This is a genomic window from Thioclava electrotropha (assembly GCF_002085925.2).
GTDB classification, from domain to species: Bacteria; Pseudomonadota; Alphaproteobacteria; order Rhodobacterales; family Rhodobacteraceae; genus Thioclava; species Thioclava electrotropha.
In genome coordinates this window covers 1,842,548-1,866,246 of record NZ_CP053562.1, presented here as the reverse complement: position 1 = coordinate 1,866,246, position 23,699 = coordinate 1,842,548, and the positions used below count along the sequence as shown (strand labels likewise).

Below are 23,699 nucleotides of genomic sequence, written 5' to 3'. Positions count from 1 at the left end.
CATTTGTGATCGTTTATGATTGACAATCCGTCGCAGCCCTGCCAGCCTCCAGCCAGATTGATCACGTCCTTTTTCATAGGGCGATCGGGAGGAGACCACCATGAACACCGCGTCCGCGCGGCTTCAGTCCAAGTGGGACGAAGCCAAGGCCAAGGACATGTCCGAAGCCGAGAAACTGCTCTATCGCTCGAACTTGCTGGGGTCCGACAAGCGGATCACCAATTACGGCGGCGGCAACACCTCCGCGAAGGTGATGGAGCGCGATCCGCTCTCGGGCGATATGGTCGAGGTGCTTTGGGTGAAAGGTTCGGGCGGCGATGTCGGCTCGATCAAGATGGACGGGTTCGCGACGCTCTACATGTCGAAGCTCGAGGCGCTCAAAGGCCTCTATCGCGGCGTGGAGTTCGAGGACGAAATGGTCGGCTACCTGCCCCATTGCACCTTCAACCTGAACCCGCGCGCGGCTTCGATCGACACACCGCTGCACGCCTATGTGCCCAAGAAGCATGTCGATCACATGCACCCCGATGCGATCATCGCCATCGCTGCGTCGAAGAACTCCAAAGAGCTCACGCAGGAAATCTTCGGCGACCAGATCGGCTGGCTGCCGTGGAAGAAGCCCGGCTACGAGCTGGGATTGTGGCTGGAAGATTTCTGCAAGAAGAACCCCGACGCCAAGGGTGTCGTGCTCGAAAGCCACGGGCTGTTCACCTGGGCCGATGACGCGAAAGATTGCTACGAGCTCACGCTCGAGATCATCAACAAGGCGATGGGCTGGTTCGAAGAACAGACCGCCGGCAAGGCGATCTTCGGCGGCACCAAGCACGAAAGCCTCGCCCCCGATGCACGCCGCGCCGTCGCCGCCCGCCTGATGCCCGCGATCCGCGGCATGGTCTCTGGCAAGCAGCACATGGTGGGCCATTTCACCGATAACGACGCGGTGCTGGAATTCGTCAATTCTAACCGGATGGAAGAGCTGGCGGCGCTTGGCACCTCCTGCCCCGACCACTTCCTGCGCACGAAAATTCGCCCGCTCGTCGTGGCGTTCGATCCGGCCAAAGGCAATCTCGACGCGGTGCTCGAAGGGCTGCCGCAGCAGGTGGCCGAGTATCGCGACGATTACGCCGCCTATTACGAGCGCTGCAAACATGACGACAGTCCGGCTCTGCGCGACCCGAACGCCGTGGTCTATCTGATCCCGGGCGTGGGCATGCTCACCTTTGCCAAGGACAAGGCGACCGCCCGCATTTCGGGCGAGTTCTATGTCAACGCGATCAACGTGATGCGCGGTGCCTCGACGGTCAGCGACTATGTCGGCCTGCCCGAACAGGAAGCCTTCGACATCGAATACTGGCTTCTGGAAGAGGCGAAGCTGCAGCGGATGCCGAAACCGAAATCGCTGGCAGGCCGCGTGGCGCTCGTCACTGGCGGCGCGGGCGGGATCGGCGCGGCCACGGCGCAGCGCTACCTGACCGAGGGCGCCTGCGTGATGCTCGCCGATATCGACACCGAGGCGCTGACGAAGACCCGCGACCAGCTCGCCGCCAGCTTCGGCGCCGACATGGTTCGCACGGTCGAGATGAACGTGACCTCCGAGGACGCAGTTGCCGCCGCCTATGCGGATATCGCGGTGGAGTTCGGCGGGGTGGACATTCTGGTCTCGAATGCCGGGATCGCCTCCTCCGCTCCGGTCGAGGACACCACGCTCGATCTGTGGAACAAGAACATGTCGATCCTGTCGACGGGCTATTTCCTCGTCTCGCGCGAAGCCTTCAAGGTGATGCGCGCGCAGGATATCGGCGGCTCGATCATCTTCGTGGCCTCGAAGAACGGCCTCGCCGCCTCCCCGAACGCGTCGGCCTATTGCACCGCGAAAGCCTCCGAGATCCATCTCGCCCGCTGTCTCGCGCTCGAAGGGGCGGAAGCGGGTATCCGTGTGAACGTGGTGAACCCGGATGCGGTGCTGCGCGGCTCGAAGATCTGGTCGGGCGAATGGCTCGATCAGCGCGCCTCGACCTACGGCACCGACAAGGAGGGGCTGGAGGAGATGTATCGCCAGCGCTCGATGCTCAAGCGCAACGTGCTGCCCGAGGACATCGCCGAGGCCGCCTATTTCTTCGCCTCCGAGCAAACGGCAAAATCGACCGGCAACATCATCAATGTCGATGCCGGCAACGTGCAGGCCTTCACGCGCTAAGCGTGAAGGACCCAGCCACGAGAAGAAGACGGGAGGACTGACTATGAGCAGATACGAGGACGCACGCGCCCAATTCGCCGACTGGGAGATCGACACCGAGGCTGCGCTGAACGCGCTGGCCGAGATTCCGATCTCGCTGCATTGCTGGCAGGGCGACGATGTCGTGGGGTTCGAGAACCGAACAGGTGCCTCGGGCGGCGGCATTCAGGCGACCGGCAACCACCCCGGCCGCGCCCGCACCCCCGCGGAGCTGCGTGCCGATCTGGACTTCGCCTATGGGCAAATTCCCGGCACGCATCGGCTCAACCTGCACGCTTTCTACCTCGACACGGATGAAAGCCCGGATCGTGACGCGATCGAGCTGGAGCATTTCCAGAGCTGGATCGATTGGGCCAAGGAGAAGAACCACGGGATCGATTTCAACCCGACCTTCTTCGCCCACTCCAAGGCCGACGACAATCTGACGCTCAGCCACCCGGACCAAGGCATCCGAGACTTCTGGATCGAGCACGGCAAGCGCTCGCGCGAGATCGCGGCGGGGATCGGCAAGGCCCTCGGATCGGCCTCGGTCAACAATGTCTGGGTGCCCGACGGATCGAAGGACACGCCCGTCGACCGGATGGCGGCGCGGCAGCGGCTGGAGGCGTCGCTTGACGCGATGATGGCGCCCGGCTTCGACCGCGCGCAATTGCTCGACGCGGTGGAATCCAAGCTCTTCGGGATCGGCGTCGAGTCGATGACGGTGGGCAGCCACGAATTCTACCTCGGCTATGCGATCCGTCGCGAGATCGCGCTGTGTCTCGACATGGGCCATTTCCACCCGACCGAGAACGTGGCCGACAAGCTCAGCTCGGTCTCGCTCTCCGTGCCGGAACTGCTGCTGCACGTGTCGCGCCCCGTGCGCTGGGACAGCGACCATGTGATCCTGCTCGACGATTCCATTCTTCAGATGGCGCAGGAACTGGTCTTCGCTGACCTGCTCAAGTGCACCCATATCGGGCTCGATTTCTTCGACGCCACAATCTCGCGGACCGCCGCCTGGGTGATCGGCACGCGCAATATGCAAAAGGCACTCTTGCGCGCGCTGCTGCTGCCCCAAAAGCGGCTGAAAGCGGCGGAAGAAACGCTGGATTTCAGCGCGCGCCTGATGGTCACCGAAGAGGTGAAGGACCTTCCTGTCGGCGCAGTCTGGCAGGAGTTCTGCGCGCGTCACGACGTGCCGGATGGGCTGTCGCTCATCTCGGAACTCGAGAGCTATCAGGCAACGGTTTCCACACGCGGTTAGATCAACCCTCTGATCACAGCTTCGGACTTCGAAGCGCAGAAGTTTCGGTTGGTCCGGCCACCTCTCACGATCGGACCGCCGCCTCATCGCCACCGCAGCCGTTACCTTTGCTTCGCTAAGTCTCTATAATTTTTCGATCTAATGTGCATTGGCTTGGATGTCCGCTTTGGACACTCCCAATGCAGCCTGCAGCAGCAACAAAAGCGGCAGATATGGGCCGTCAACGAACTCATGGTCCAAAAGGCGGAAGCGGTCGTTCGCTGCGCATGGAGCAAGTGTCTGGTTCGCGCGGAGAGCAGACTTTCGCTGCGCTTGGAGCGAGTGTCCGCTAAGGGCCGTCAACGCCATCTCGTTCTTCTGGCTATGGCGCGGTTATTCGCTGCGTGGTGAGCAAATCGCCGGAAGCACCGAGACGATCGTCACGACATCAACCAAGAAAGCATTAATGGGCTGTAAGAAAGCTCCGCAAAGCACTCGACGGAGCGCACAGACGGTGGCCGCCCTTCACTATTTGGGCATTACATTCGCTCCCCGATAGCTTCGGACATGCAGCAAAAGAGGGTGGCGGAGAAACGCAGCGCAAGCCTCTGGAATGCGGTGCGCACCGTGAGATCACGAACCCCGAGTGCGCTCACCGCTCTTTGCGGCGCCTGACGGACACGATGCAGTCCGAATGATCGGGGTGCAGGGCGGGCAAGTCACGCCCGAGCACATCGACCGCGCCGACATGGCGGAGCGCCCCGCTGACCGCGACCTCGCCGTCGATAAAGCGTTTGCGCTTGCCATGGCCGCTCGCGATGCAATTCCACGAACCGCCTCCGTCAGCGGACGCAAAGCGCGGCGGATCGTGCGGCGCTTGGCGACCGGCCGTATGGGTGACGTGCTGCTTGCCAAGGGCGGGCTGCTGCACCGACGGGGCATGCGTGACCTTTCCGGCCGTCGAACTGGTCATCATCACGCCAACCGGGCGCGGCTTCGGGCGCGGCACCATCATCGGCACCGCCTGAGGCGTGGCCGTGGGCACCTGGCCGGGCACCATCTGCGGCGAGGCGACCGGCGTTGTGACCTTGCTCGGCGCCAGCACCGGCGTGGATTGTCGCATCGGCGTCGGAACGGCATAGGGCGCCTGTTGGGGGATCGCCTGCGGCGTGGGCTGCGGAACCCGGCCGTAGCCGCCGTAGGTTTGTCCCGGGTTTGCCTGCACGATGATCGAGGCGGGCACTCGGCCATAGCCGCCAAAGGTCGTCGGCGGGTTCGGCACCACGATGATAATGGGCAGCCCCTGCCCGGTGAAGGACGGCGTCGCAATCGGCTGAATGGTCGGCATCGGAGAGACCCCGGTGACGATCGTAGGCGGCAGAGGCTGGATAACGTAGGGCAACTGGCCCGTTCCGGTGAAGGACGGGGTCTGCAAGGCCTGAGGCGGATTGACCGGGCCGACGCCCGTCAGCACAGTTTGCGGCACAGGCTTGATCACAGTCGGCAACTGCCCCGTGCCGGTGAAGGACGGGGGCTGCAAAGGTTGAGCCGGATTCACCGGTCCGACACCGGTCAGGACGGGTTGCGGCACTGGCTTGATCACGATCGGCAACTGACCGGTGCCGACGATCGGTGTGCCGGGCTGTCCCTGCACGGTCGGAACCGGGCCATACCCCGTCGTCACTGTCGGCTTCGTGGGCACGACATTGATGATCGCGGGAACGGTGGGAAGGGTTGGTTGAGTGCCCGTCGTCGGAAGCTGGGTGGTCGTCGGTATCGTCGCTGGCGTGCCCGTGCCGGTGCCGGTCCCGCTCGGCCCACAATCTGCTGCCCCGTGCTTGTTTCCCACACCATTGCAGAACCCGAAGTGATTGCCTTCGCCGAAGGCAGACACCGCCGGAAGCGTGAACAGGAGGACTGTCAGAGCAAGGGACGGTTTACGCATGAGATCACCAGCTTTTCGTCAGACCAAGGTAGAAGGCAGGATCGCCCGCACCGGTGGACGGCCCATCGGTCAAGGGCGCCGCCACATAGCTTCGCACGAAGACCCCCGCCGGGAATTCGGCATCGACCCCGAGGCCGAGGGACGCGAAGGTTTCTTCTCCTAGCTCGTCCACCGAGGGATCGTTGTTTTTCACATAGCCAAGGTCGAGGAAGCCGAAAGGCCGAACGCGCCGGACCTGCCCCGCACTCGGGAAGAGGTCGCGACCGACTTCAAGGGTCGCGGACACGCCGCTGTCCCCTTGCGCCTCTGCGAACCGGTAGCCGCGTTCATCCTCGCGTCCGCCGATATAGAATTCCTCGATGCTCGGCAGGCGATCGGGCGAATATTGCCCCCAGAACTCGGCGCGCACGGCGCTTTCTGGACCGAACCATGAGACCGGGTGTTGGTACCCGAACCCGACGCGCAGGTGCGAGAAATGCTTGTCACCGTCGTCGAATCCCGCAGCATCCGATGTGCGCTCGCCGACAGAGAGGTTCAGCGCATATTCATAGGCCCCGCCGCCCGGAAGCGCCTTGCCGAAGATCCAGGAGGCCCCGACGACATCGACCGCGCTGTCGAATTTCGTGCCAGAGACATCCACGTTGGATTCGACCCGCTTCGCCTCGAGAAGCGCATAGCCATAGGTATCCACGTCGCGCAGGACCGGATAGCCGAAGGCGAGCATGGCCGTGTTGCCCTCGATGTCGGTGGACAGAAGCGTGCCGCGCGCATCCCGGCGTGCCGTGACCGAGCCCAGATAGACCTCGCCGAACCCACCGCCCCCGCCGAGGGGCATGCGATAGGCGAGAGCGCCCCAGACGCTGTCGCCACCGCCATCGAATTCGGACGAGCCGGACAGCTCGAACCGCAACCGGTCGCCCGGGGTCAGCGCGCTCAGGAATTCCTGATGGACGCTCAGGATCGCGGTTTCGCCGAAATCGCGCGAGGGGTGATCGAGGCTCACATATCCCGAGGCCCGATCCTCCCGCGTCGTGATGACGCGGACCCGCGCGGCGGAGGCGCCTTCCGGATAGTCGATCTCTGCCGTGGCCGAGATCGCTTCGATATCCTCCACGAGCATGATCGCGCGCTCGAATTCCTTCTGGGTGACGGCACGCCGCCCGACAATCGGCTCCACATAACTGCGGATCAGGCGATAGGTCGGCTCATCCACCCCTTCGATAGACACGTCGCCGATCTGCCCCTCGTCGACCACGAGCGTCTGCCCGTCATCTGCAACGAACACTTCGGCGAGGAAATACCCGTCCTCGCGATACATGATCTCGAGCGTCTGAGCGAGATCCTCGGCCGTAACGGTCCCGGTGCGTTGCACGACAACCTGCGCGGCATATCCGAGGATTTCCGCCGTATCGTAAACGGTTACGCCGGTGAGGTTGAATTGGGTGCCTTGCGCCGAAACGGGTGCCGCGGCCAGCGCCAGAGCGAGGCTCAGCGCGATTGGTTTCACTCGAAAAATACCCACAGAAACATCCTGAAAAACCGCTCGATCACAAATAGTTTACCCAAGGGCAGCCACTTGTCTAGCCTGAACGGTTCTCGCTTAGGTTGTGCGTGACATCTGAGCCGCATGGCGCACCTCGTCTTGCGCCGATCACGCAAGTTCCTGTCTTCCCAGATACAACGCCCCCGGGTAACGTAAGGTAAGCTTTGATTTCGGGGGAGGCTGAGTTGGAAGGTTCTGCGATCCGGGACATTCGGCGCCGCTTGGGCATCACCCAGATCGAACTGGGCGAAAGGCTCGGGGTCGATCAGGGCACGGTGAGCCGCTGGGAGCGCGAAGTGGAAAATCCGCGCCCCGCAACGCTCGCGCGCCCGAGATCACTTCTCGAGCGCGATGAGGAGCGGCGAGCCTTCAACAGAAGCCTCGCGATCGTGCGGTGTGACCTGCGCCCCGCGTCGCTCCTCGATCAGAACCTGCGGCTCGTCGAAATTTCGGCCTCCGGCAAGAAAGCCTTCACCGATCGCGGACAGGATCCCTTCAAGCTCATGGGAACGTCCTTCGAGACCTACTCCAATCGCATCGGCGCGCCGCATCTTCGGGATCACCTGCTGGAATCGGGTTTTCTCGACGGGGCGGCGCTTCTGTTCAGCTTTACGGTGAATGCGCGCGGAAACGGAAACGTCACGATCTGGGAGCCCCTGACAGAGGACGGGCAGTTTATCGGGGCGCTCAACTACATCACCTCCTTCTTCGACTTCCCCGCCAATGACGAATTCACGATCGAGAAGATCGGCTTCGTCGCGACCGACAATCCCGGAACCTTTCATGTCACCCATGCGGGGCAGCGCGCCCATCTGATCGACGGCGCGTCCTTCTACTGACGGGGACCGGGGCGGCCGCAGCGCTTGGATGACCGATCCCTCGCCGCGCAACTCATCGGGCCCGGCAAAACGCATATTTCCGCCCTCCCACCGATCACCGCTTCGTGATCAAATGCCAAGAATGACGACGGCGCACGACCTTAGCGGGAGCGGCCACCCTCCTGCATTTCGCGGCGCGCCGCTCTGCTCACCCCTTGCGCAACGCATTCAGAGAGGTCCTCAAAATGAACAAGCTCGTTCTCAGCGCCGTGCTCGTCTTCGCGCTTTCGGCATGTCAGGAAGAGGAAGAAAAGGCGGAGGAGACCGGCTCGGCGACCACCTCGACGACGCAGAGCGCGGAGCCCGCAAAGGAAGATACCGCGACCGCCGATGACGGCGGCGGCGCGATGGATGAGGCCCCGAAAACCGCATCGCAGGAGCCCGCCGCGACGCAAGCGGCGACCTCGTCCGAAGTCAGCCAAGAGGCAATCGACGCCTGCATCGACGCGGTGCGCGCGGCGCATGGCGCGATGGGCGGCACGGTTTTGAGCACCGAGTTCTCCGAGGCGAACTCGCTTGTCATGCTGAAAAGCGCCGACGATGCCGAATGGCGTTGTCTCGTCTCGAATGACGGCAGCGGCGCGAGTGTGGAACAGGTCAGCGCTCCGACGTCCACGGAAGACAGCGCCACGGCCGACGACGGTGGCGGTGCGATGGACGGTGCCCCTGCGGAAGAGCCGGCGACGGCGGATGACGGTGGCGGCGCCATGGATGGTGCGCCGCAGGAAAGCGGCATGCCGTCCGTCGGCAGCCCGACCGATCTGACCGATTTCGTTGGCGCGCCTGCGGGTCAGGCAGAGGGCGGACTTCAGGCCCTTGGCTTCGACTCTATTCGATCGGAAGGCCTGACGACCTTCTGGTTCAACCGGGAGACCGGCGCCTGCGCAAAGATCACGACCTCAGATGGGAAGTTTTCGGAAATCACGATGCTTCCTGCGGAAGACTGCTAAAGTCGCAAGGGGTGAGACCAACGAGATGATGCTCTGTCGGATCCTCATCGGCCTCTTCGTGCTCCTCTGGATCGCGGCGCTGCTGCTGCTCGCAACCGGCACGTTTGGCTGGTTCGGACAGGAGCGCGATCCACTTTCTGGCGTCTTTCTGATGCCGCTTGGCCTGCCGTGGAACATGATCGTTCCCGTGCCGGAAAGTGCGGCCGCCCTCTGGGCGGTTGCCGCGCCCGGCGTAAACCTTCTCGTGCTTATTATCGTTTGCAGAGCGCTACGCCATCGCCACTAAGCGGCCCGAACCACCACGTCGTCTCTGCCTATATGCGTCGGCACGTCCCGGAAAACGGCTCCGCCTTGCCCTTAGGTCAACAGATTCTTCCAAAACGCATATTTTCGCCCTCCCCAAACTCACGCCCGCGTGATCTGATTTGCTAAAGCATGGTCTGAAAAGAAATTTTTAGCCCGGACGTCGCTCACCCCGATCGAGAACGAGCGGAATTGTGCGAGCGCGCGTGGTCCATTCCCAGGCCGCGCGGCCTGTCCGAACCGAGAGGAGATACGTCATGTTCCAAGCGGCCCCGTTCCTGGATGCGTTACGCGCCGCCTCGACCGCTGCGCTCTGTGCGTTTTCCCTCGCGCTCGGCGCGCCCCAAGCGGCTGCGCAGGAAAGCGTGCCGATCAGCTTCCCGCGCGGGCAGTCGGGCGTGGCCATCAACGGAGCAGTGACCGGTCGGGACTATATCGACTATGTGCTGCGCGGGAACGCCGGCCAACGGATGGATGTCGATCTGACGGTCACGGGCACGAACGGCAACGGGATCGCCTATTTCAACATCCTGCCCGCGGGAATGGACTACAATGGCCTGTTCGTCGGCTCGAATGAAGGCAACTCGGCCAGCGTGATCCTCCCCGAAACCCGTGACTGGGCGATCCGCGTCTACCTGATGGGCAATGACCGGGATACCGGCAAGACGGTCGGCTTCACGATCAATGTCTCGATCACCGGGAAAGGCAGCGGCGGCTCGACCTCGGGCGGCAGTCAAAGTGGCGGGATGCTCCCGGAGGAGGGTTTCTTCATCGTGACGCTGCGCACGCCTGGCGACACGCTCAATATCCGCAATGCGCCGCGGCCAAGCGGGCGACTGCTGGGCAAGCTGCCCAACGGCACGGTCGTTCGCAATGTCGGCGGCTGCACGATGTCGGACGGTCGGCAATGGTGCAAGGTTCAGGACTCGCGCGGGGGCGTTCAGGGTTGGGTCGCAGCCCGTTTCCTGCGCCTTCCCGGACCGGGTGGCGGAGAAAACACCGCAACCGCCGATGACGGCGGCGGGGCAATGGCGGGCAGCGGGTCGGCAGACATCCGTGTGCAGTTCGCGCCCGGGTCGAGCGGCGCCGAGCTGTCCGGTCAGCTGCTTCCGCAGAGATCGCAGCGATATATCCTCGGCGCGGCCAACGGGCAGAATCTGTATTTCCGGCTCGCCGCCAACGGGCCCGGGATGACCTACGTGATCTACAACCCGGACGGGTCCGTCCTGCTCGACGAAATGCCCGCAGCGCAGGAATACCGTGGCCAACTCTTTCAGTCGGGCGACCACATGATCGACGTCTACAACACGGCCAACGGCGCGCAATCCTACACGGTCATCTTCGGGATCGACTGACATCCGAACTGCCCTCTCGACCGCAACAGAAAGGAAGAAGACATGCCCAGACTGATCGGAATCATGGCCGGGCTCGGTGCGCTCGCGGCGCTTTCGGCCTGCGTCGAGGACACCGGCGGATCGGCAGCCCAAATGCCGGTCGCGCCCGGCAGCCCGCCTTTCATTACCAGCATGTCTCCGGATGTCAGCCAGGCCGCGATCGACTCCTGCCGATCGGCCTTGGCGGCCCAGACAACGGGCGGCGTGACCGTGGTCGGTGGAGAGACGTCGCAGGCCGCAACCGCCATCTACATGCGGGTCGGCGCAAACGGGGCTCCGTGGCGCTGTCTCGTCGGCGCGGATGGCAGCAACCCGCAAACCATGTTCATGGGCAGCGAAGGCTACCTCTGATCGGCACCGACCTTCGGGGGGCGGCGTATGACCCCTGCCTCGAAAGCCTCAACACGTGGAGACAGCCTTGCTCGATACTCTCGGCACACCGGTCAAATACGGACTCATTGGCTGCGTCGCCCTGATCATCTGGTCGTTCATTTCACGCGCCTTGGGCTTCGGAGGCACGTCTTGGTGGGCCTACCGCTCTTGCCGGGGCCGTGGGCGGCTACATCGGCGGAATGCTCCCGAAGAGGGGGGAAATCCTGATCGGGGTCGAGACCCGCTCGTCTGGCGCAAGAGATTTCACAGCAATCTTGGGGATCCAGTGATGAAACAGAGACTACTCATGGCCTTCGCGGCCACCGCTTTCGCAGCGCCCGCCTTTGCGCAACAAGGCCCCGCGAATGCGGTCGGTGCCGGGATGGGGCTGATCATCGGCATCCTGATCGCCGTCGTCGTCGGCGGGATCGTCGGCTGGCTTGCGAGTCTGCTCGTGAAGGGGACGGGCTCCGGTATCGGGCTCGACATTCTGATCGGGATCGGCGGCTCGATCCTCGCGAGCGTTCTGCTCCGGCTGTTCGGAATTCAGATCGCGAGCGCGCTCGGCTCGCTGATCGTGATGTTCCTCGGAGCGGTGCTTCTGCTGTTGATCGTGAAGATGATCCGAAAGGCTTGAGCCCTGCGGATGTCGCCCGAACTCACCGACGACCAACCTGGAGGGAGAAGAACCATGAAGACCACTCTGACCATCGCAGGCCTGTTCGCGGCCTCGGCCCTGCTCGCAGGCTGCGTCGAGACCGGAGGCTCGGACCCGGCGCTCAGCGGCACCGATGCCCAGTTCGAAGCGATGACCGGTCCCTGCGTCGCGCAGGCTGCGACCCTGACCGGCACCAGCGCCAGCTCGGTCACCATCCTCGATCGCATCCAGACCGGCGGCGGCCCGATCCTCACGCTCATGGCGGGCGGGAGCAAATACACCTGCCGCCTTGAAGCGAACGGCAGCGTCACAGTCTTCAGCGAATACGCGAACTGACGCGCCGCCTGCGGCCTCGCCTCCCTCATAGCGGGGCCGCAGCCAAGATTTTCCAACCGAGCATAGATCTGAACTGGCGCACAAACTGTCGAAGGAGACGACCATGAAGACGAAACTGATCTGGACCTTTGCCGCGGCCCTTCCGCTTGCCGCCTGCGTGGAGACTGGCGACACGAGCATGCCCGAGCAAGGTCGCCCAGCGGTCGGCAGCGAATACGACCTCTCCTCCTTCGAGGGCGCTCGCGCGGGTCAAGCCGAAGGCGGGATCATGGCGCTCGGCTATGAGCGCATTCGCTCCGAAGGGCTAACCTCGTGGTATTTCAACCGCTCCACCGGCGCCTGCGCACGCATCACGACCTCGGACGGTCGTTACTCCGACGTGACCATGCTGCCGGCTGAGGATTGCTGACGGAAGCTACGGTTTCCCGGTCAGTAGGCTCGTGAGAAGTCTGCATTCGCGCTGCGCCGCTTTTTGTAGAGCTGCCTCGGTACCGGTTTTGAACTGTGTGTTCCTGAAAGACAGATGCGGGGCTGCACATCGTGCAGCCCCAAGCTCAACATCCTATCACGTGAAGCTTTCGCGGGAGGGCAGCTTCCGAGCGATATTGATTGGGGACCCAACGTCCTTTTTTGATTGGAAATAGCAGACATTGTTTGGGGCTAGGGTCTACGACAGCACAGGGCCGACCGCGACGCACTGATGGAAATCGGCAGGAAACGGACGTCCGCTTCGCCAGACACGACCGGCAGCGACGCAGGCTCGCTGCCGGTCGCGGCGCGCGCCCGGATCACCGGTCCCGCGCCCTCTGCCAATGCGTCACGATGGTGATGACGCGACTTCTCAGGTGGTGTGAGAGGCATCCGGAAACATACATCTCATTGACTACGATCAAAGAGGAATCCCTCCTCCTATGTTCTTCTTGCTTCGACGCGAAGGCGTCAACACGGAGGAGGATATGGAAATGCGTAATTCAATGTTCACGAACAAGTCTCGCGTATCGCTCGTCGCTCTTGCTGCGGCATTGGGACTTGCGATCGCATGGCAGGCACCGGTCACCGGTCCGTTCAGCTTCGCGGCCAATGCACAGGAGTCCGGCGGCCAAGGGACCGGCAAGGGTAATCAAGGCGGTCAGGGTCAGGGCAGCAAAGGCGCCCAGACCGGACAATCTCAGGGTCAGGGCCAAGGCGGGCCGGGCGAAGATTCTGACGGCAAGGGGCCGCAAGCAGGCGCGCCCTCCTCCTCCGGCGGCGGCAAACCGACCTGGTCGCAGGAAGGGATTCCGGAAGTCGAACTGGGGCGCCTGAACGTCGCGCGCTCGCCGGGACATGTGCTCGATCAGGCCTATGAAGAAGCGCTCGCATCGATTTCGCCCGAGATGGTTTCGTTCTACAACCTTTCGCTCGACCAGGCGATCGAGGAGCTCTCCCTGAACTGGGACAACGTGAGCTTCATAGACTCCCCGTTGCAGAACCTCGGCCTTCTGCAAGCGACGCTCGATGGGGCAACGCCACTTTCGAGCCTCGGCGTCTCGAATGATGCAGACACGCTCGCGGCGATCTTCCTCGGTGCGGCTTCGGACAAGACCGTTCCGATCACGACCGATACGGTGATTGCGGTCACGCAAATCCTCGGGGTGCCGGTCACGGGGGCTGCGGCCGCGTCTCTTGCCGCAGATGCCGAGGCAGTGCGCATCGCGATCCTCGCCGGACATGGCTGATCGCATCTGACGAACATCGACCCGGACCCGCCTCTGGCGCGGGGTCCGGGTCAAGACGACCAACATCTCATAACAAGGAGGCAGTCATGACACGCAAGACTGCAAAGAGCGCAACTGCCGTGGCAGGAATTGCGCTCATCGCTGGGCTGGGTCTCACCGTGCAGCCCGGCCCGACGTCCGGGACGTTCCATCTGTCCGTGCCGCGCGCCTTTGCGCAAGACAGCGGCTCGCATACCGATGGGGATCATACGGATGGTGGCCAACAGAAAGGAAAGACCGGAGAGGCCGGGCATGGCAGCGGCGGCCATGAGGACGACGGCTCGCATGAGGAGAGCGGCGGCCATGGCGGCGCCAGCGGGTCTTCCGGGCAGGGTCAGGGCGGTCCTGGCGCGGATTCCGAGGGCAAGGGACCGAAAGCCGGCACCCCGTCCGGTACCCGCGGCACCAAGCCCGTCTGGTCCAAAGAGGGTATCCCGGAGGTCGAGCTCGGGCGGCTGAACGTGGCCCGTTCGCCCGATCACGTGCTGCAGCGCGCCTATGAGGAAGCGCTGGCGACAATTTCGCCGACTATGGTCTCGTTCTACAACCTGCCGCTCGATCAGGCGATCGACCAGCTCTCGCTGAACTGGGACAACGTCTCCTTCATCGACTCGCCGCTGCAGAACCTCGCCCTTCTCAAGGACACGCTGGATGGCAGCTCGGCGCTTTCCAGTCTCGGAGTGACGAACAACACCGCAACGCTGGAGGCGATTTTCCTCGGCACGGCCTCGGACAAGACGGTGCCGATCACGGCCGCTACGGTGACGGCGGTGACGACCATTCTTGGCCAGCCGGTGACGGGCGCCGCGGCGACCAGCCTCGCCGCGCAAGCCGAAGCAGTGCGTATCGCGGTTCTCGCAGGTCACGACGGCTGAGACCCTATGGAACCGAAGCAACACTCTGCCCTTGCGTGAAGCGGGGGCAGAAGTTTCTTCTTCAACGCGCGCAGCCAGAGATCCATTATGTCGCTGAACAGGACCATCCGGTCAGGCGGATGGATGAGGCGGACGGAGAGTCATCGAAATGGTTTTTTCAATCAAGCGGGCCGCAGCCTGCGCCCTTGTCTTCAGTCTTGCAGTTCCGGCGGTAGCCGCGGCGCAGGACTCGGCCAGTTTCTTCAAGGTCGGCACGGCGAGTGTCACTTACGGACCTTACGTGCGCTTCGGGCTCGGGGCAGTAAACACCCGACCGTCCGACGAGCACTGGCTGCCGCCCGGCTACCCGTCCGATCCGCGAATCGATTTCAACCTGAGCAACGACACGACTGGCTTCGGTGAGATCGCCTTCGGCTATGACTGGATGAACGGCTTCCGCGGCGATGTCAGCTTCCTCACGACTGGCGCCGCCCATACCACCGGTCCGCACACGACCAGCGGCGACCATGCCGACATCACCGCGGCTTCGGTTTCGACCAGCGCGGTGATGGGTAACCTCTACTATTCCCCGTTCGAGCAGATGGGCGTCAATTCCCGCCTGCATCCCTTCGTCGTGGCGGGGCTTGGTTACGCGAACAACAAGGTCAGCGACTGGACGCGGACGAACACCACAAAGGCCTCCGTAGACCGGACCTTCTCGGGCGACACCCATGGCGATTTCGCCTATTCGCTCGGCATCGGCATGGCCTACCAGCTGACGCCTCCCGGCAAGCATCCGGCGATCCTCGAGATGTCCTATCGCTATTACAGCTTCGGGACCGCGAAGGGTGGCAGCACGCCGGTGACCGGTGGCGATGAGCCGGTTGCTCCGCTGAGCTTCGAAAACGACGCACATGTGCTCTCGATCAGTCTGCGCATCCCGCTGCAGCGGCTCTGAGGCGGACTTGGACGTTACAAAATCGCTGGCGGCCCGATAGACGAACGCTGACATTCGCTGCCGTCAGCGTTCGTCGGCTCTGGGCCGTTCGCGACGGGTCCGTAGGTCTGGGCGGGGAGCAGCCGTTCGCTGCGCTCCTGCCGAATGTCGGTTTTCTGCTGTTCAGCGACATCTCGTTCTTCTGGCTGCGACGTGGTCAAGCACCTCAACTTGCCGCGTGATCGGGGCTTGCGCGGCCCCACTGGGGCCACGGTCCCCTCACACCGTGACACTCTCTTCCGGCTTGTGTCGCTTCTCAGCCATTCTGATCCTCCGTTTTCCTAAACATAACGGCGGACCACTTCATTGGGGGGAAGATCAAAGGACGCATTCGCGCTGTTCCAAAATGCCCCGCCCATGCGATGCTGACGCCAAGATGCGGATCGCGAGCCTCAACACCCAAAACATGCGCCTGCTACCGAACCGGGAGCTGGGGCGGCTGCATGGGGCTTGGGACAGCGACGACCCCGAAGACCCGCGCCTCGATCCGATCGACCGGCGGCTGACGGCGGAACTGCTCGCTGGGATCGACGCCGATCTGGTCGCGCTGCAGGAGGTGTTCGACCTCGCGACGCTGGAGCACTTCCACGCGCGCTACCTGCTGCCCACCGGCACGCGGCCTTACCCCGAGCGGGTCTGCCTGCCGGGCAATGACGGGCGCGGGCTCGATTTGGCGGTGCTGTCGCGCCGCGCGCTGGGAGCGGTGCGCAGCCATGCCGCGCTGCGGCCGGGCGATCTGGGGCTGGAGTTGCCCGAAGGCGTCGATCCCGAGATGCCGGTCTTCCGGCGCGATTGCCTGATGGTCGAAGTGGGCGCGCTGACGCTGTTCGTGACGCATTTCAAATCGCCCTACCCCGACGAGGCCGCAGCCTGGCGCACCCGGCACCTTGAGGCGCTCGCGACGCGGGCGCTGATCGAGCGGCACTTCGACGATCCGGCCAAGGCTCTCTGGCTGATCCTTGGCGATCTCAACGAGCCCGACGACCCCGAGCTGCCGCTGCCCCGCGCAACGGCGCCGCTTGAACACGGGTTCAGTGTGGATCTGATGGCGCGGATGCCGCGCCCCGAGCGCTGGACCTATTACGATCCGCATTCGGGGCGCTACCATTGCCCCGATGTGCTGCTCGCCTCTCCCACGCTGGCCGCGCGCTACCCCGATGCGGTGCCGCGCATCCTGCGCAAGGGCTTGGGCTCCGAGGCCGCCCGCTATCAAGGCGAGCACCTGCCCGGCGTCGGCCGCCACCGCCCCCATGCAAGCGATCACGCGGCCGTCGCGATCGACCTGCCGGGGCTGTGAGCGCGGCTAGAGCTCGAAGCTCTGATGCAGCTCGGGCATCACGACCTTCGCCGGGTCGAGCCCTTTCGCGAAGGCCTCCATCGACTTTTTCTCGCCATGCACGAGGAAGATCTTTTCCGGGTGGCGGGTGCGGGCCAGCCAGCGTTTCAGGTCGCTCTGATCGGCATGGGCGGAGAAGCCGTTGATCGTGTGGATCTGCGCACGCACCGGGATCTCCTCGCCGAAGAGCTTCACGTGTTTCGCCCCGTCCACGATGATCCGCGCCAGCGTCCCTTCGGCGGCATAGCCCACGAAGATCACTGCACTTTCGCTCCGCGCGAGGTTGTGGCGCAGGTGATGGCGCACCCGCCCGCCCGTGCACATCCCCGAGCCCGCCATGATCACCGCGCCCGAGCGGATCTCGTTGAGTGCGATCGAATCCTGCGTCTCGCGGGTGAAATGCAGCTCGGGCAGCTGGAACGGATCGCGCCCCTTGCGAATGATCTCGGCCAGTTCCGGGCGCAGCGCCTCGTCATGGCGCGCGAAGATCCGGGTCGCGGAGATCGCCATCGGGGAGTCGAGGAACACCCGCAGCGATTTCTCGATCTCGCCCGAGGCCATCCCCTCGCGCAGGAACCACAGCAACTCCTGCGCGCGCTCCAGCGCGAAGGTCGGGATGATGACATTGCCGCCCCGCCCCGTGGTCGCGCGGATCGCGGCGAGGAATTCCGCGATTGAGGCCTCGAGCCCGCGGTGATCGCGCTCGCCATAGGTGGTTTCCATCACCACGATATCGGCATCCTCGGGCGGGTCGGCATCGTTGAGAAGCGGCCGATTGTCGGGGCCCAGATCGCCCGAGAACAGAACCTTTCGGGTGCGGCCATGTTCGGTCAGGTCAAGCCGGATCGAAGCCGAGCCGAGGATATGGCCCGCGTCGAAAAAGGTCGCCTCGATCCCGTCAAACAGCGAGAGCGTCTTGCGATAGGTGGCGTTGCGCCCGAACCGATCGACCGCGTCGAGCGCATCCATCGTGTCGTAAAGCGCCTCATGCGACCCGCCGCGCCGCCCGTGGCGGTGATGATGGCGCGCCTCCTCCTCTTGCAGATGCGCCGCGTCGAGCATCACCAGTCGCGCCAGATCGCGCGTGGCCGAGGTCGCGATGATCTCGCCCTTGAAGCCGCGCTTGACCAGAAGCGGCAGTCGCCCGCAGTGATCTAGATGGGCATGGGTCAGCAGCACCATGTCGATCTCCGAGGGCTCGAAGCCGAATTTCGCGGCATTATCCTCGGTCAGTTCCGAGCGGCCCTGGAACATGCCGCAATCGATCAGGATCTTGCGCCCGACACATTCGACGAGATGGCAGGACCCCGTCACCTCATGCGCGGCACCGTGAAATGAAATCTTCATCCTCTCCTCCCATTGGTTCGTCGATATTGCGACCGAACTGCGCATACCAGCGCCCGATATCCTCCCAGATCTCGTCGGCGCTTTCGGCATACCAGAACAGGTCGCGGTCCTCGGGGTCGATCACCCCCTCCTCCACAAGGAAATCCGGATCGAAGACCCGGCTCCAATAGTCGCGCCCGACAAGGATCACCGGCAACGGGCGGATCTTGCGGGTCTGGATCAGCGTGAGCGTCTCGAACAGCTCGTCGAGCGTGCCATAACCGCCCGGAAACACCACGAGCGCCCGCGCGCGCATCAGGAAATGCAGCTTGCGCAGGGCGAAATAGCGGAAGCGGAAACACAGGCCCGGCGTGATATAGGGGTTCGGGAATTGCTCGTGCGGGAGCGTGATATTGAGCCCCACCGTGCGCGCACCCGCATCATGCGCACCGCGATTGGCGGCTTCCATCATCCCCGGCCCGCCGCCGGTGACGATCACCAGCCGGTTGCCATGCGCGCCCTCGCGCGCACCTACGATCTGGCCGAAAGCCCGGGCGACGTCGTAATAGCGGCTTTTCGCGACGACGCGTCTGGCGATCTCGACGCGGCGGGTCAGATCCTCATTGCTCGGATCGGCCGCGCTGCGGGCCTCCATATCGGCCAGCTTCTCGCGCGCGGCTTCCGGTTCGGGGATGCGGGTGCCGCCGAAGACCACGATCGAATGGGCGATGCCATGTTCGCGCAGCAGCGTCTCGGCCTTCTGGTAATCGAGCTGCAGGCGCGGGCCGCGCATCTCGTCGCGGTTGAGGAAATCGACATCCTCATCGGCCTGCAGGTAGTTCGGATGCGCCATGATCTCGCGGATCAGATCGGGGGCGCGGACATCCTCGTGGCCGGGCTTGGGCTGGCACCACGGCAGATCGACCTCGCGCGCCACGTCATCGGCGGGCTGGGGCTTGGCGCTGTCCTCTTCGATTGTCTCCGACATCGGCTCCTCCTCGATTACCGAACCGGCAGGCTTGCCGTCGCAAGCTTGACGATCTCCTCGGCGCAGGCAAGTCGAACCTTGCGATACGAGTCCACGGAAAAAATCTTCGCACCCTCCCTGTCGCCAGAAGGCGCAAGAGCGGACGACTTTTGCGCCGCTCGCAGCAGGAGCATCCTGCTGCTACCGTGACCGACTATTGTTCCGGCGTTCTCACGCAGCGTTCTCGCAAAAACAGATGTCAGCTTAGGGCCGATCGCTACCCGCTCGGTGGCCTGGGCGGAGAGCCGCCCTTCGGCCACGGGCAGGCTGCTCAGCAGGGCCGCCGCACCGGTGTAGTCGCTGATCTGGCCGGCTGTCATGAAGAACTTGATCGGGCGGTCGTTCGCGTCCGTGACGGCATGCAACTTGGTGTTCATGCCACCCGTTCTCAGGAAAACGATCCCCCGGATCGTTTTCTGATCTTCGAACTCCGCCCAATCAGCCTGCCACGCCCCCCTTTTTCAACCGCGGCCTCGAAGCCGTGCGGTGCGCCTTGAGTTACTTGCGCAGGCTCACTCGAACGCATGGCGTTCGCCTGCTCACATCGATCATCACTGTCTTCCGGTCGGCGGCGCCGGATGCAAGCCCCTCCATCATCCGGGCGAAAATACCCCGTTCGTGGCTTCTCTCGGACCAGTGGCGTTCAGCCACTCACCTCCAGCGCTTCCATCGTTTTTAGAAGGTCTTCGGTGGACCATACTCTGGCGGCGCATCGGACCAACGCAAGCCATGACGATTAATGAAGATTATCCCGCTCAAGACCCGCCGGTCATCGCCCCGCGGTTTGCCATGGCTCTTTGGAAGTGAGGAAGGTCAGACTCGGCCCGTTCAGCGCCGAGCGCCTATTTGCACGCGAAACAGCTTAGCATTTTTATCGGGAATTATTTGACCCAAGTGTTTTTGTCGGTTATTCGACGGGCGAACAGACAAGCAGGAACATCATGACCCGTATTTCACGCATCATTCCCGCGCTCATCGTGTTGGCCTGCGCGCCGGCGCTCGCCATCGCGGACGAAACCGTGCCGACGATTACCCTGACCGACGGTGTCGTCGCGCCGCAGACGATCGAACTGGCCGCCGATACCGCCGTGACGCTGACCGTCTCGAATACCGGCAACACTGCCGCCGAGTTCGAAAGCAAGCGCCTGCGTATCGAGAAGATCATCGCGCCGGGCCAGACCGAGACAATCGACCTTCCGGCGCTACCTGCTGGCAACTATCCCTTCGTCGAAGAATTCCACGAGGATCTCGACACCGCCAAGGGCACGATCGTCGTCAAATAATCCATCTTCCACCCGCAGGAGAATGTCATGGACGGACAGATCATCTTCATCCTGTGGCGCGAAAGCGTCGAGGCGCTTCTCGTCATCGGCATTCTCGCGGGCTGGCTCGCGCATGAAGGCGCCGGACGTCGAGCGGCGCGCTTCCTTTGGGGTGGCGTGCTGACGGGTCTCGCGCTGGCGCTGACCTTTGCGCTGACGCTGTTGGGCTTCTCGAAGCTTCTGTCGGCAGATGTCCGGCAGGACTTGATGACGGTGATGGTCTTCGTCGCGGCCGGGCTGATCGTGCAGATGGTGCTCTGGATGCGGGGCCATGGCCGCACGCTGAAACGCGACCTCGAGGCCGGGCTGAAAGCCGCCGCGATACGCCAAAGCTGGTGGGCGGTCTTCGTCCTCGCGATGGCGGCGGTGGCGCGCGAAGGCTCGGAAACGGTGGTCTTCCTCTATGGCTCGCTCGCGGCGGCGAAGCAGAGCGAGATGGCAGGCGTTCTCGCCTCGATCGCCGTGGGCGTGGCTGCCGCCGGGGCAAGCTATGCGGCGCTGCGGGCCGGGGCGCGTTTCATGCCGTGGCGCGGCTTCTTCCGTGTGTCCGAGGTCATGCTGCTGCTTCTGGGCGCGGCGCTTTTCACCACCGGTGTGGATGATCTCGTCTCGGCAGGTATCCTGCCCTTCGGCGCGCCGCTCTGGGATATGAGCGCGGTGCTCGATGACGGCAGCCGTATTGGCGGGCTGATCTCGGCGCTGACCGGCTATCGCGCCGCGCCGGACGCCGCGACGCTGGGCGGCTGGATCGTCTACTGGGCCACGGTCGCAGGTATCCTGCGCTGGCAGAGCCGCAGCCTGCAGGCCCGTCTGGCCTGAGGCTCGTCCTCACAATTCAGATTTTTTTGCCCCGGCCGGGATTATTCCCGCGCCGGGGTCGTCTTCTTCCCTACAGGACCCAATTCCGAGAGGAGAGGAAGATGAAACGATTTCTGCTGACCACTGCCGTTTTGCTGGCCGCGAGCATTGCGCAAGCCGATCCCGCCAGTGTCACCGACACCGCCAAGGGGCCCACGCTGGTCGATTCCGCGGGCATGACGCTCTACACTTTCGCCAAGGACAGCGAGGGCATGTCCGCCTGCAACGGTCCTTGCGCCACCAACTGGCCGCCGCTGATGGCCACCGCCGAAGATCAGGCGATGGGCGACTGGAGCGTGATCACCCGCGACGATGGCACGAAGCAATGGGCATATAAGGGCCAACCGCTGTATACTTGGAAGAATGACATGAAGCCGGGCGACGTGACCGGCGATGGCGTCGCCAACGGCGCCTGGAAGGTCGCCCAGCCCTGACGCAATCTCCGGGCGGCGTCCCATCGAGGCCGCCCGGTCGAACAAGGCCCGCCCGTGTGACCCTTCGCACCCGCCATCTGATCGAGGCGCAGATCCCCGCGCTGCGCCGCTTCGCCTTCGCGCTGACCCGCGAGCGCGATGCGGCGGATGATCTGGTGCAGGACTGTCTCGCGCGGGCGCTGACGCGCTGGCACCTGCTGCGCTCGGAGGACAAGCTGCGGGCCTGGCTGTTTCGCATTTTGCGCAACCTCTACCACGATGCGCATCGTCATCGCGCGCGGCGCCCCGAGGCGGGTGCCGTCGATCCCGACGATCTCGCCGGGACGACGGTCGATGCCGAGACGGTCGTGTTTCTCGGCGATGTGCTGGGGGCTCTGGCACGCCTGCCGATCGAGCAGCAGGAGGTATTGCTTTTGGTCGGAGTGGAGGATTTCAGCTATGACGCGGTCGCCCGGATCCTCAGCCTGCCCAAGGGCACGGTAATGTCGCGCCTTGCCCGAGGCCGCGAGGCGCTGCGCGAGATGACCGGCCATGACCGCCCCGACCGCCCGCGCCGTCCCCATCTGCGGAGGCTCAAATGACAGATCCCCATGTGGACGCCAACATGCTGAACGAGGCGGAGCTGCACGCCTATCTCGACGATCGGCTCCCTCCCGAAGCCCGCACCCGGGTGCAGGCGAGGCTCGCGGAGGACCCTGCGCTGGCGCAGAGACTCTCCGCGATGCGCGCCGATCGCGACGCCCTGCGCGCGGCCCTCTCCCCGATCCACGCTGCACCTATCCCGGCGCGGCTGCGTGTCGCCACCCCGACCCGACCGGACTGGACACGGATGGCGGCCGCTTTGGCGCTCTTTGCCGCAGGGCTTGGCGCCGGTTGGGGGCTGGCGCGTCAGGATGGGAGCGCCCCACCGACCGCCCCACTGAGAGAGCTCGCCCGCGAGGCACAGGTCGCCCATGCGGTCTATACGGTAGAGGTCGTTCATCCGGTCGAAGTCGCCGCACGGGAGCGCGATCACCTGATGGCCTGGCTGACGAAGCGGCTCGACCGCAAACTCGTCGCCCCGGACCTCTCGGCGCAGGGCTACAGCCTCGTGGGCGGGCGCCTGCTGCCCGCCGATCAAGGCCCCGCCGCGCAGCTGATGTATGAAACCCAAGCGGGGGCGCGGCTGACGCTCTATGTCACGGCGCTGTCCACCGGAGAAACCGCGTTTCGCCTGACCGAGGGAGCGGATGGTGTGGCGAGTCTGATCTGGGTTGATCGGGGCTACGGCTTCGCCCTGTCCGCACCTTTGAGCGGCACCGCGCTCTGGCCGATGGCCGAGGCCGCCTACCGGCAACTCGCTTTCAACCAATGATTTTTTGCGCTGTGGCATCCTTCGGAGCGCGCCGTTGATCTGGCTCAATGTCGGCCATTCATCAAAGGTGTATCGACGCCAAAACAAACGCGTGGAGGCGACTATGACGAAATTTTCTCTTTTCACTGCATGTCTCGCACCCCTTGTCCCGGCAGTCGCTTTCGCCGATGCGCCGGGCGGCTACGCAGAGGGCTATTACGGGCATCCGATGATGTGGGGCGAAGGCTACGGTTTCTTCGGCGTAGGTATGATGGTTGTGTTCTGGGGCGTGCTCATCGTCCTTGCCGTGCTTGCCGTGCGCTGGTTGATGGAGCGCGGACCGGGCCGGAGCCAGAGCACCGCCCTCGACATTCTCAAGGAACGCCTTGCAAAGGGAGAGATTGATCCCGAGGAATATCAGGCCCGCCGAAAAGCGCTCGAAGAATGACCGGGCTGCGCTCGGAGATCAGCCTCGGCGAACAGTTGCGAGTCGTCGGGCGCGATCTACCGGGCGCCAAGCTGGCCCCTTCCCATGACCGCTTGGGTGAGGGCCGCGACCCGAAGACCGAGATCGGTCGCTTGGACCGCAAGGCCATTTCAAGCTATTCATGAGCC

Annotated in this window: 25 protein-coding genes and 1 pseudogene; 21 read left to right on the top strand and 5 right to left on the bottom strand. The window is 64.0% G+C overall.

The features are described 5' to 3' along the window. Window positions 1–100: 100 nt before the first annotated feature. Window positions 101–2,197, top strand: coding sequence for a bifunctional rhamnulose-1-phosphate aldolase/short-chain dehydrogenase (locus tag AKL02_RS08920; RefSeq protein ID WP_083077812.1), 2,097 nt, complete (start codon window positions 101–103; stop codon window positions 2,195–2,197). 43 nt (window positions 2,198–2,240) lie between these two features. Next, complete coding sequence (locus AKL02_RS08915) at window positions 2,241–3,482, top strand: L-rhamnose isomerase (protein ID WP_083077811.1); 1,242 nt, start codon at window positions 2,241–2,243, stop codon at window positions 3,480–3,482. 631 nt (window positions 3,483–4,113) lie between these two features. On the opposite strand, the gene AKL02_RS08910 is transcribed toward AKL02_RS08915, so the two are convergent. Both AKL02_RS08910 and AKL02_RS08905 read right to left on the bottom strand, forming a co-directional pair. Next, window positions 4,114–5,145 carry a hypothetical protein gene (locus tag AKL02_RS08910; RefSeq protein ID WP_133051950.1) on the bottom strand — a complete coding sequence of 344 codons (1,032 nt, stop codon included), beginning with the start codon at window positions 5,143–5,145 and terminating at the stop codon, window positions 4,114–4,116. Between the two features lie 265 nt (window positions 5,146–5,410). Then, window positions 5,411–6,928, bottom strand: coding sequence for a ShlB/FhaC/HecB family hemolysin secretion/activation protein (locus AKL02_RS08905; protein WP_133051949.1), 1,518 nt, complete (start codon window positions 6,926–6,928; stop codon window positions 5,411–5,413). Between the two features lie 206 nt (window positions 6,929–7,134). Here AKL02_RS08905 and AKL02_RS08900 point away from each other — a divergent pair, with 206 nt between their 5' ends. The 12 genes from AKL02_RS08900 to AKL02_RS08845 all read left to right on the top strand — a co-directional run bounded on the left by AKL02_RS08900 (window position 7,135) and on the right by AKL02_RS08845 (window position 16,745). Then, a complete protein-coding gene (locus AKL02_RS08900) occupies window positions 7,135–7,788 on the top strand; it encodes a type II toxin-antitoxin system RelB family anti-toxin (RefSeq protein ID WP_198453276.1) in 654 nt (217 codons plus the stop codon). A 224-nt stretch (window positions 7,789–8,012) separates the two neighbouring features. Next, complete coding sequence (locus AKL02_RS08895) at window positions 8,013–8,777, top strand: hypothetical protein (RefSeq protein WP_108722371.1); 765 nt, start codon at window positions 8,013–8,015, stop codon at window positions 8,775–8,777. Between the two features lie 25 nt (window positions 8,778–8,802). After that, complete coding sequence (locus AKL02_RS08890) at window positions 8,803–9,063, top strand: hypothetical protein (RefSeq protein WP_198453275.1); 261 nt, start codon at window positions 8,803–8,805, stop codon at window positions 9,061–9,063. A gap of 274 nt (window positions 9,064–9,337) precedes the next feature. Beyond that, window positions 9,338–10,435, top strand: a complete 1,098-nt coding sequence (locus AKL02_RS08885) for an SH3 domain-containing protein (protein WP_083077806.1) — start codon at window positions 9,338–9,340, stop codon at window positions 10,433–10,435. A gap of 42 nt (window positions 10,436–10,477) precedes the next feature. After that, the gene (locus AKL02_RS08880) at window positions 10,478–10,825 is read left to right on the top strand and encodes a hypothetical protein (RefSeq protein ID WP_083077805.1); all 348 of its coding nucleotides are present in this window, start codon (window positions 10,478–10,480) and stop codon (window positions 10,823–10,825) included. 310 nt (window positions 10,826–11,135) lie between these two features. Beyond that, window positions 11,136–11,483, top strand: coding sequence for a GlsB/YeaQ/YmgE family stress response membrane protein (locus AKL02_RS08875; protein WP_198453274.1), 348 nt, complete (start codon window positions 11,136–11,138; stop codon window positions 11,481–11,483). 54 nt (window positions 11,484–11,537) lie between these two features. Beyond that, window positions 11,538–11,840 (top strand): hypothetical protein, encoded by a 303-nt coding sequence (locus AKL02_RS08870; protein ID WP_083077804.1) that lies wholly within the window; start codon window positions 11,538–11,540, stop codon window positions 11,838–11,840. Between the two features lie 103 nt (window positions 11,841–11,943). Beyond that, window positions 11,944–12,249, top strand: a complete 306-nt coding sequence (locus AKL02_RS08865; protein WP_078539255.1) for a hypothetical protein — start codon at window positions 11,944–11,946, stop codon at window positions 12,247–12,249. Between the two features lie 553 nt (window positions 12,250–12,802). After that, entirely contained in the window at window positions 12,803–13,558 is a 756-nt protein-coding gene (locus AKL02_RS08860; protein ID WP_133051948.1) for a hypothetical protein, read from the top strand. 86 nt (window positions 13,559–13,644) lie between these two features. Then, window positions 13,645–14,472 (top strand): hypothetical protein, encoded by an 828-nt coding sequence (locus tag AKL02_RS08855; protein ID WP_083077802.1) that lies wholly within the window; start codon window positions 13,645–13,647, stop codon window positions 14,470–14,472. 148 nt (window positions 14,473–14,620) lie between these two features. Continuing rightward, a complete protein-coding gene (locus AKL02_RS08850) occupies window positions 14,621–15,409 on the top strand; it encodes an outer membrane protein (RefSeq protein WP_083077801.1) in 789 nt (262 codons plus the stop codon). A gap of 415 nt (window positions 15,410–15,824) precedes the next feature. Continuing rightward, window positions 15,825–16,745, top strand: coding sequence for an endonuclease/exonuclease/phosphatase family protein (locus AKL02_RS08845; protein WP_083077934.1), 921 nt, complete (start codon window positions 15,825–15,827; stop codon window positions 16,743–16,745). Between the two features lie 6 nt (window positions 16,746–16,751). Here AKL02_RS08845 and AKL02_RS08840 read toward each other — a convergent pair whose 3' ends face one another. The 3 genes and pseudogenes from AKL02_RS08840 to AKL02_RS08830 all read right to left on the bottom strand — a co-directional run. Next, window positions 16,752–18,131 (bottom strand): MBL fold metallo-hydrolase RNA specificity domain-containing protein, encoded by a 1,380-nt coding sequence (locus AKL02_RS08840; protein ID WP_083077800.1) that lies wholly within the window; start codon window positions 18,129–18,131, stop codon window positions 16,752–16,754. Further along, window positions 18,100–19,098, bottom strand: coding sequence for an LOG family protein (locus tag AKL02_RS08835; protein WP_083077799.1), 999 nt, complete (start codon window positions 19,096–19,098; stop codon window positions 18,100–18,102). Before AKL02_RS08835 ends, AKL02_RS08840 begins: the two co-directional genes overlap by 32 nt. A gap of 278 nt (window positions 19,099–19,376) precedes the next feature. Then, window positions 19,377–19,938, bottom strand: a pseudogene (locus AKL02_RS08830) (transposase); the annotation flags it as partial. A 140-nt stretch (window positions 19,939–20,078) separates the two neighbouring features. On the opposite strand from AKL02_RS08830, the gene AKL02_RS08825 reads away from it, so the two are divergent. The 7 genes from AKL02_RS08825 to AKL02_RS08795 all read left to right on the top strand — a co-directional run bounded on the left by AKL02_RS08825 (window position 20,079) and on the right by AKL02_RS08795 (window position 23,696). Continuing rightward, the gene (locus tag AKL02_RS08825) at window positions 20,079–20,420 is read left to right on the top strand and encodes a cupredoxin domain-containing protein (RefSeq protein WP_083077798.1); all 342 of its coding nucleotides are present in this window, start codon (window positions 20,079–20,081) and stop codon (window positions 20,418–20,420) included. 27 nt (window positions 20,421–20,447) lie between these two features. After that, window positions 20,448–21,278 (top strand): FTR1 family iron permease, encoded by an 831-nt coding sequence (locus tag AKL02_RS08820; RefSeq protein ID WP_083077797.1) that lies wholly within the window; start codon window positions 20,448–20,450, stop codon window positions 21,276–21,278. A gap of 101 nt (window positions 21,279–21,379) precedes the next feature. Next, window positions 21,380–21,751 (top strand): COG4315 family predicted lipoprotein, encoded by a 372-nt coding sequence (locus AKL02_RS08815; protein ID WP_078547140.1) that lies wholly within the window; start codon window positions 21,380–21,382, stop codon window positions 21,749–21,751. A gap of 56 nt (window positions 21,752–21,807) precedes the next feature. Then, window positions 21,808–22,332, top strand: a complete 525-nt coding sequence (locus AKL02_RS08810; protein WP_232621747.1) for an RNA polymerase sigma factor — start codon at window positions 21,808–21,810, stop codon at window positions 22,330–22,332. After that, a complete protein-coding gene (locus AKL02_RS08805; protein WP_108722370.1) occupies window positions 22,329–23,105 on the top strand; it encodes an anti-sigma factor family protein in 777 nt (258 codons plus the stop codon). Before AKL02_RS08810 ends, AKL02_RS08805 begins: the two co-directional genes overlap by 4 nt. Window positions 23,106–23,139: 34 nt before the next feature. Beyond that, entirely contained in the window at window positions 23,140–23,532 is a 393-nt protein-coding gene (locus AKL02_RS08800) for an SHOCT domain-containing protein (RefSeq protein ID WP_232621746.1), read from the top strand. Next, complete coding sequence (locus AKL02_RS08795; protein WP_165756972.1) at window positions 23,529–23,696, top strand: hypothetical protein; 168 nt, start codon at window positions 23,529–23,531, stop codon at window positions 23,694–23,696. Before AKL02_RS08800 ends, AKL02_RS08795 begins: the two co-directional genes overlap by 4 nt. The last annotated feature ends 3 nt before the right edge of the window (window positions 23,697–23,699 follow it).

Bases quoted from the DNA above. Each gene is read 5' to 3' on its own strand.
- AKL02_RS08920 (WP_083077812.1), top strand. From the start codon at position 101: ATGAACACCGCGTCCGCGCGGCTTCAGTCCAAGTGGGACGAAGCCAAG.
- AKL02_RS08915 (WP_083077811.1), top strand. From the start codon at position 2,241: ATGAGCAGATACGAGGACGCACGCGCCCAATTCGCCGACTGGGAGATC.
- AKL02_RS08895 (WP_108722371.1), top strand. From the start codon at position 8,013: ATGAACAAGCTCGTTCTCAGCGCCGTGCTCGTCTTCGCGCTTTCGGCA.
- AKL02_RS08890 (WP_198453275.1), top strand. From the start codon at position 8,803: ATGATGCTCTGTCGGATCCTCATCGGCCTCTTCGTGCTCCTCTGGATC.
- AKL02_RS08885 (WP_083077806.1), top strand. From the start codon at position 9,338: ATGTTCCAAGCGGCCCCGTTCCTGGATGCGTTACGCGCCGCCTCGACC.
- AKL02_RS08880 (WP_083077805.1), top strand. From the start codon at position 10,478: ATGCCCAGACTGATCGGAATCATGGCCGGGCTCGGTGCGCTCGCGGCG.
- AKL02_RS08875 (WP_198453274.1), top strand. From the start codon at position 11,136: ATGAAACAGAGACTACTCATGGCCTTCGCGGCCACCGCTTTCGCAGCG.
- AKL02_RS08870 (WP_083077804.1), top strand. From the start codon at position 11,538: ATGAAGACCACTCTGACCATCGCAGGCCTGTTCGCGGCCTCGGCCCTG.
- AKL02_RS08865 (WP_078539255.1), top strand. From the start codon at position 11,944: ATGAAGACGAAACTGATCTGGACCTTTGCCGCGGCCCTTCCGCTTGCC.
- AKL02_RS08860 (WP_133051948.1), top strand. From the start codon at position 12,803: ATGCGTAATTCAATGTTCACGAACAAGTCTCGCGTATCGCTCGTCGCT.
- AKL02_RS08855 (WP_083077802.1), top strand. From the start codon at position 13,645: ATGACACGCAAGACTGCAAAGAGCGCAACTGCCGTGGCAGGAATTGCG.
- AKL02_RS08850 (WP_083077801.1), top strand. From the start codon at position 14,621: ATGGTTTTTTCAATCAAGCGGGCCGCAGCCTGCGCCCTTGTCTTCAGT.
- AKL02_RS08845 (WP_083077934.1), top strand. From the start codon at position 15,825: ATGCGGATCGCGAGCCTCAACACCCAAAACATGCGCCTGCTACCGAAC.
- AKL02_RS08840 (WP_083077800.1), bottom strand. From the start codon at position 18,131: ATGAAGATTTCATTTCACGGTGCCGCGCATGAGGTGACGGGGTCCTGC.
- AKL02_RS08835 (WP_083077799.1), bottom strand. From the start codon at position 19,098: ATGTCGGAGACAATCGAAGAGGACAGCGCCAAGCCCCAGCCCGCCGAT.
- AKL02_RS08825 (WP_083077798.1), top strand. From the start codon at position 20,079: ATGACCCGTATTTCACGCATCATTCCCGCGCTCATCGTGTTGGCCTGC.
- AKL02_RS08820 (WP_083077797.1), top strand. From the start codon at position 20,448: ATGGACGGACAGATCATCTTCATCCTGTGGCGCGAAAGCGTCGAGGCG.
- AKL02_RS08815 (WP_078547140.1), top strand. From the start codon at position 21,380: ATGAAACGATTTCTGCTGACCACTGCCGTTTTGCTGGCCGCGAGCATT.
- AKL02_RS08805 (WP_108722370.1), top strand. From the start codon at position 22,329: ATGACAGATCCCCATGTGGACGCCAACATGCTGAACGAGGCGGAGCTG.
- AKL02_RS08795 (WP_165756972.1), top strand. From the start codon at position 23,529: ATGACCGGGCTGCGCTCGGAGATCAGCCTCGGCGAACAGTTGCGAGTC.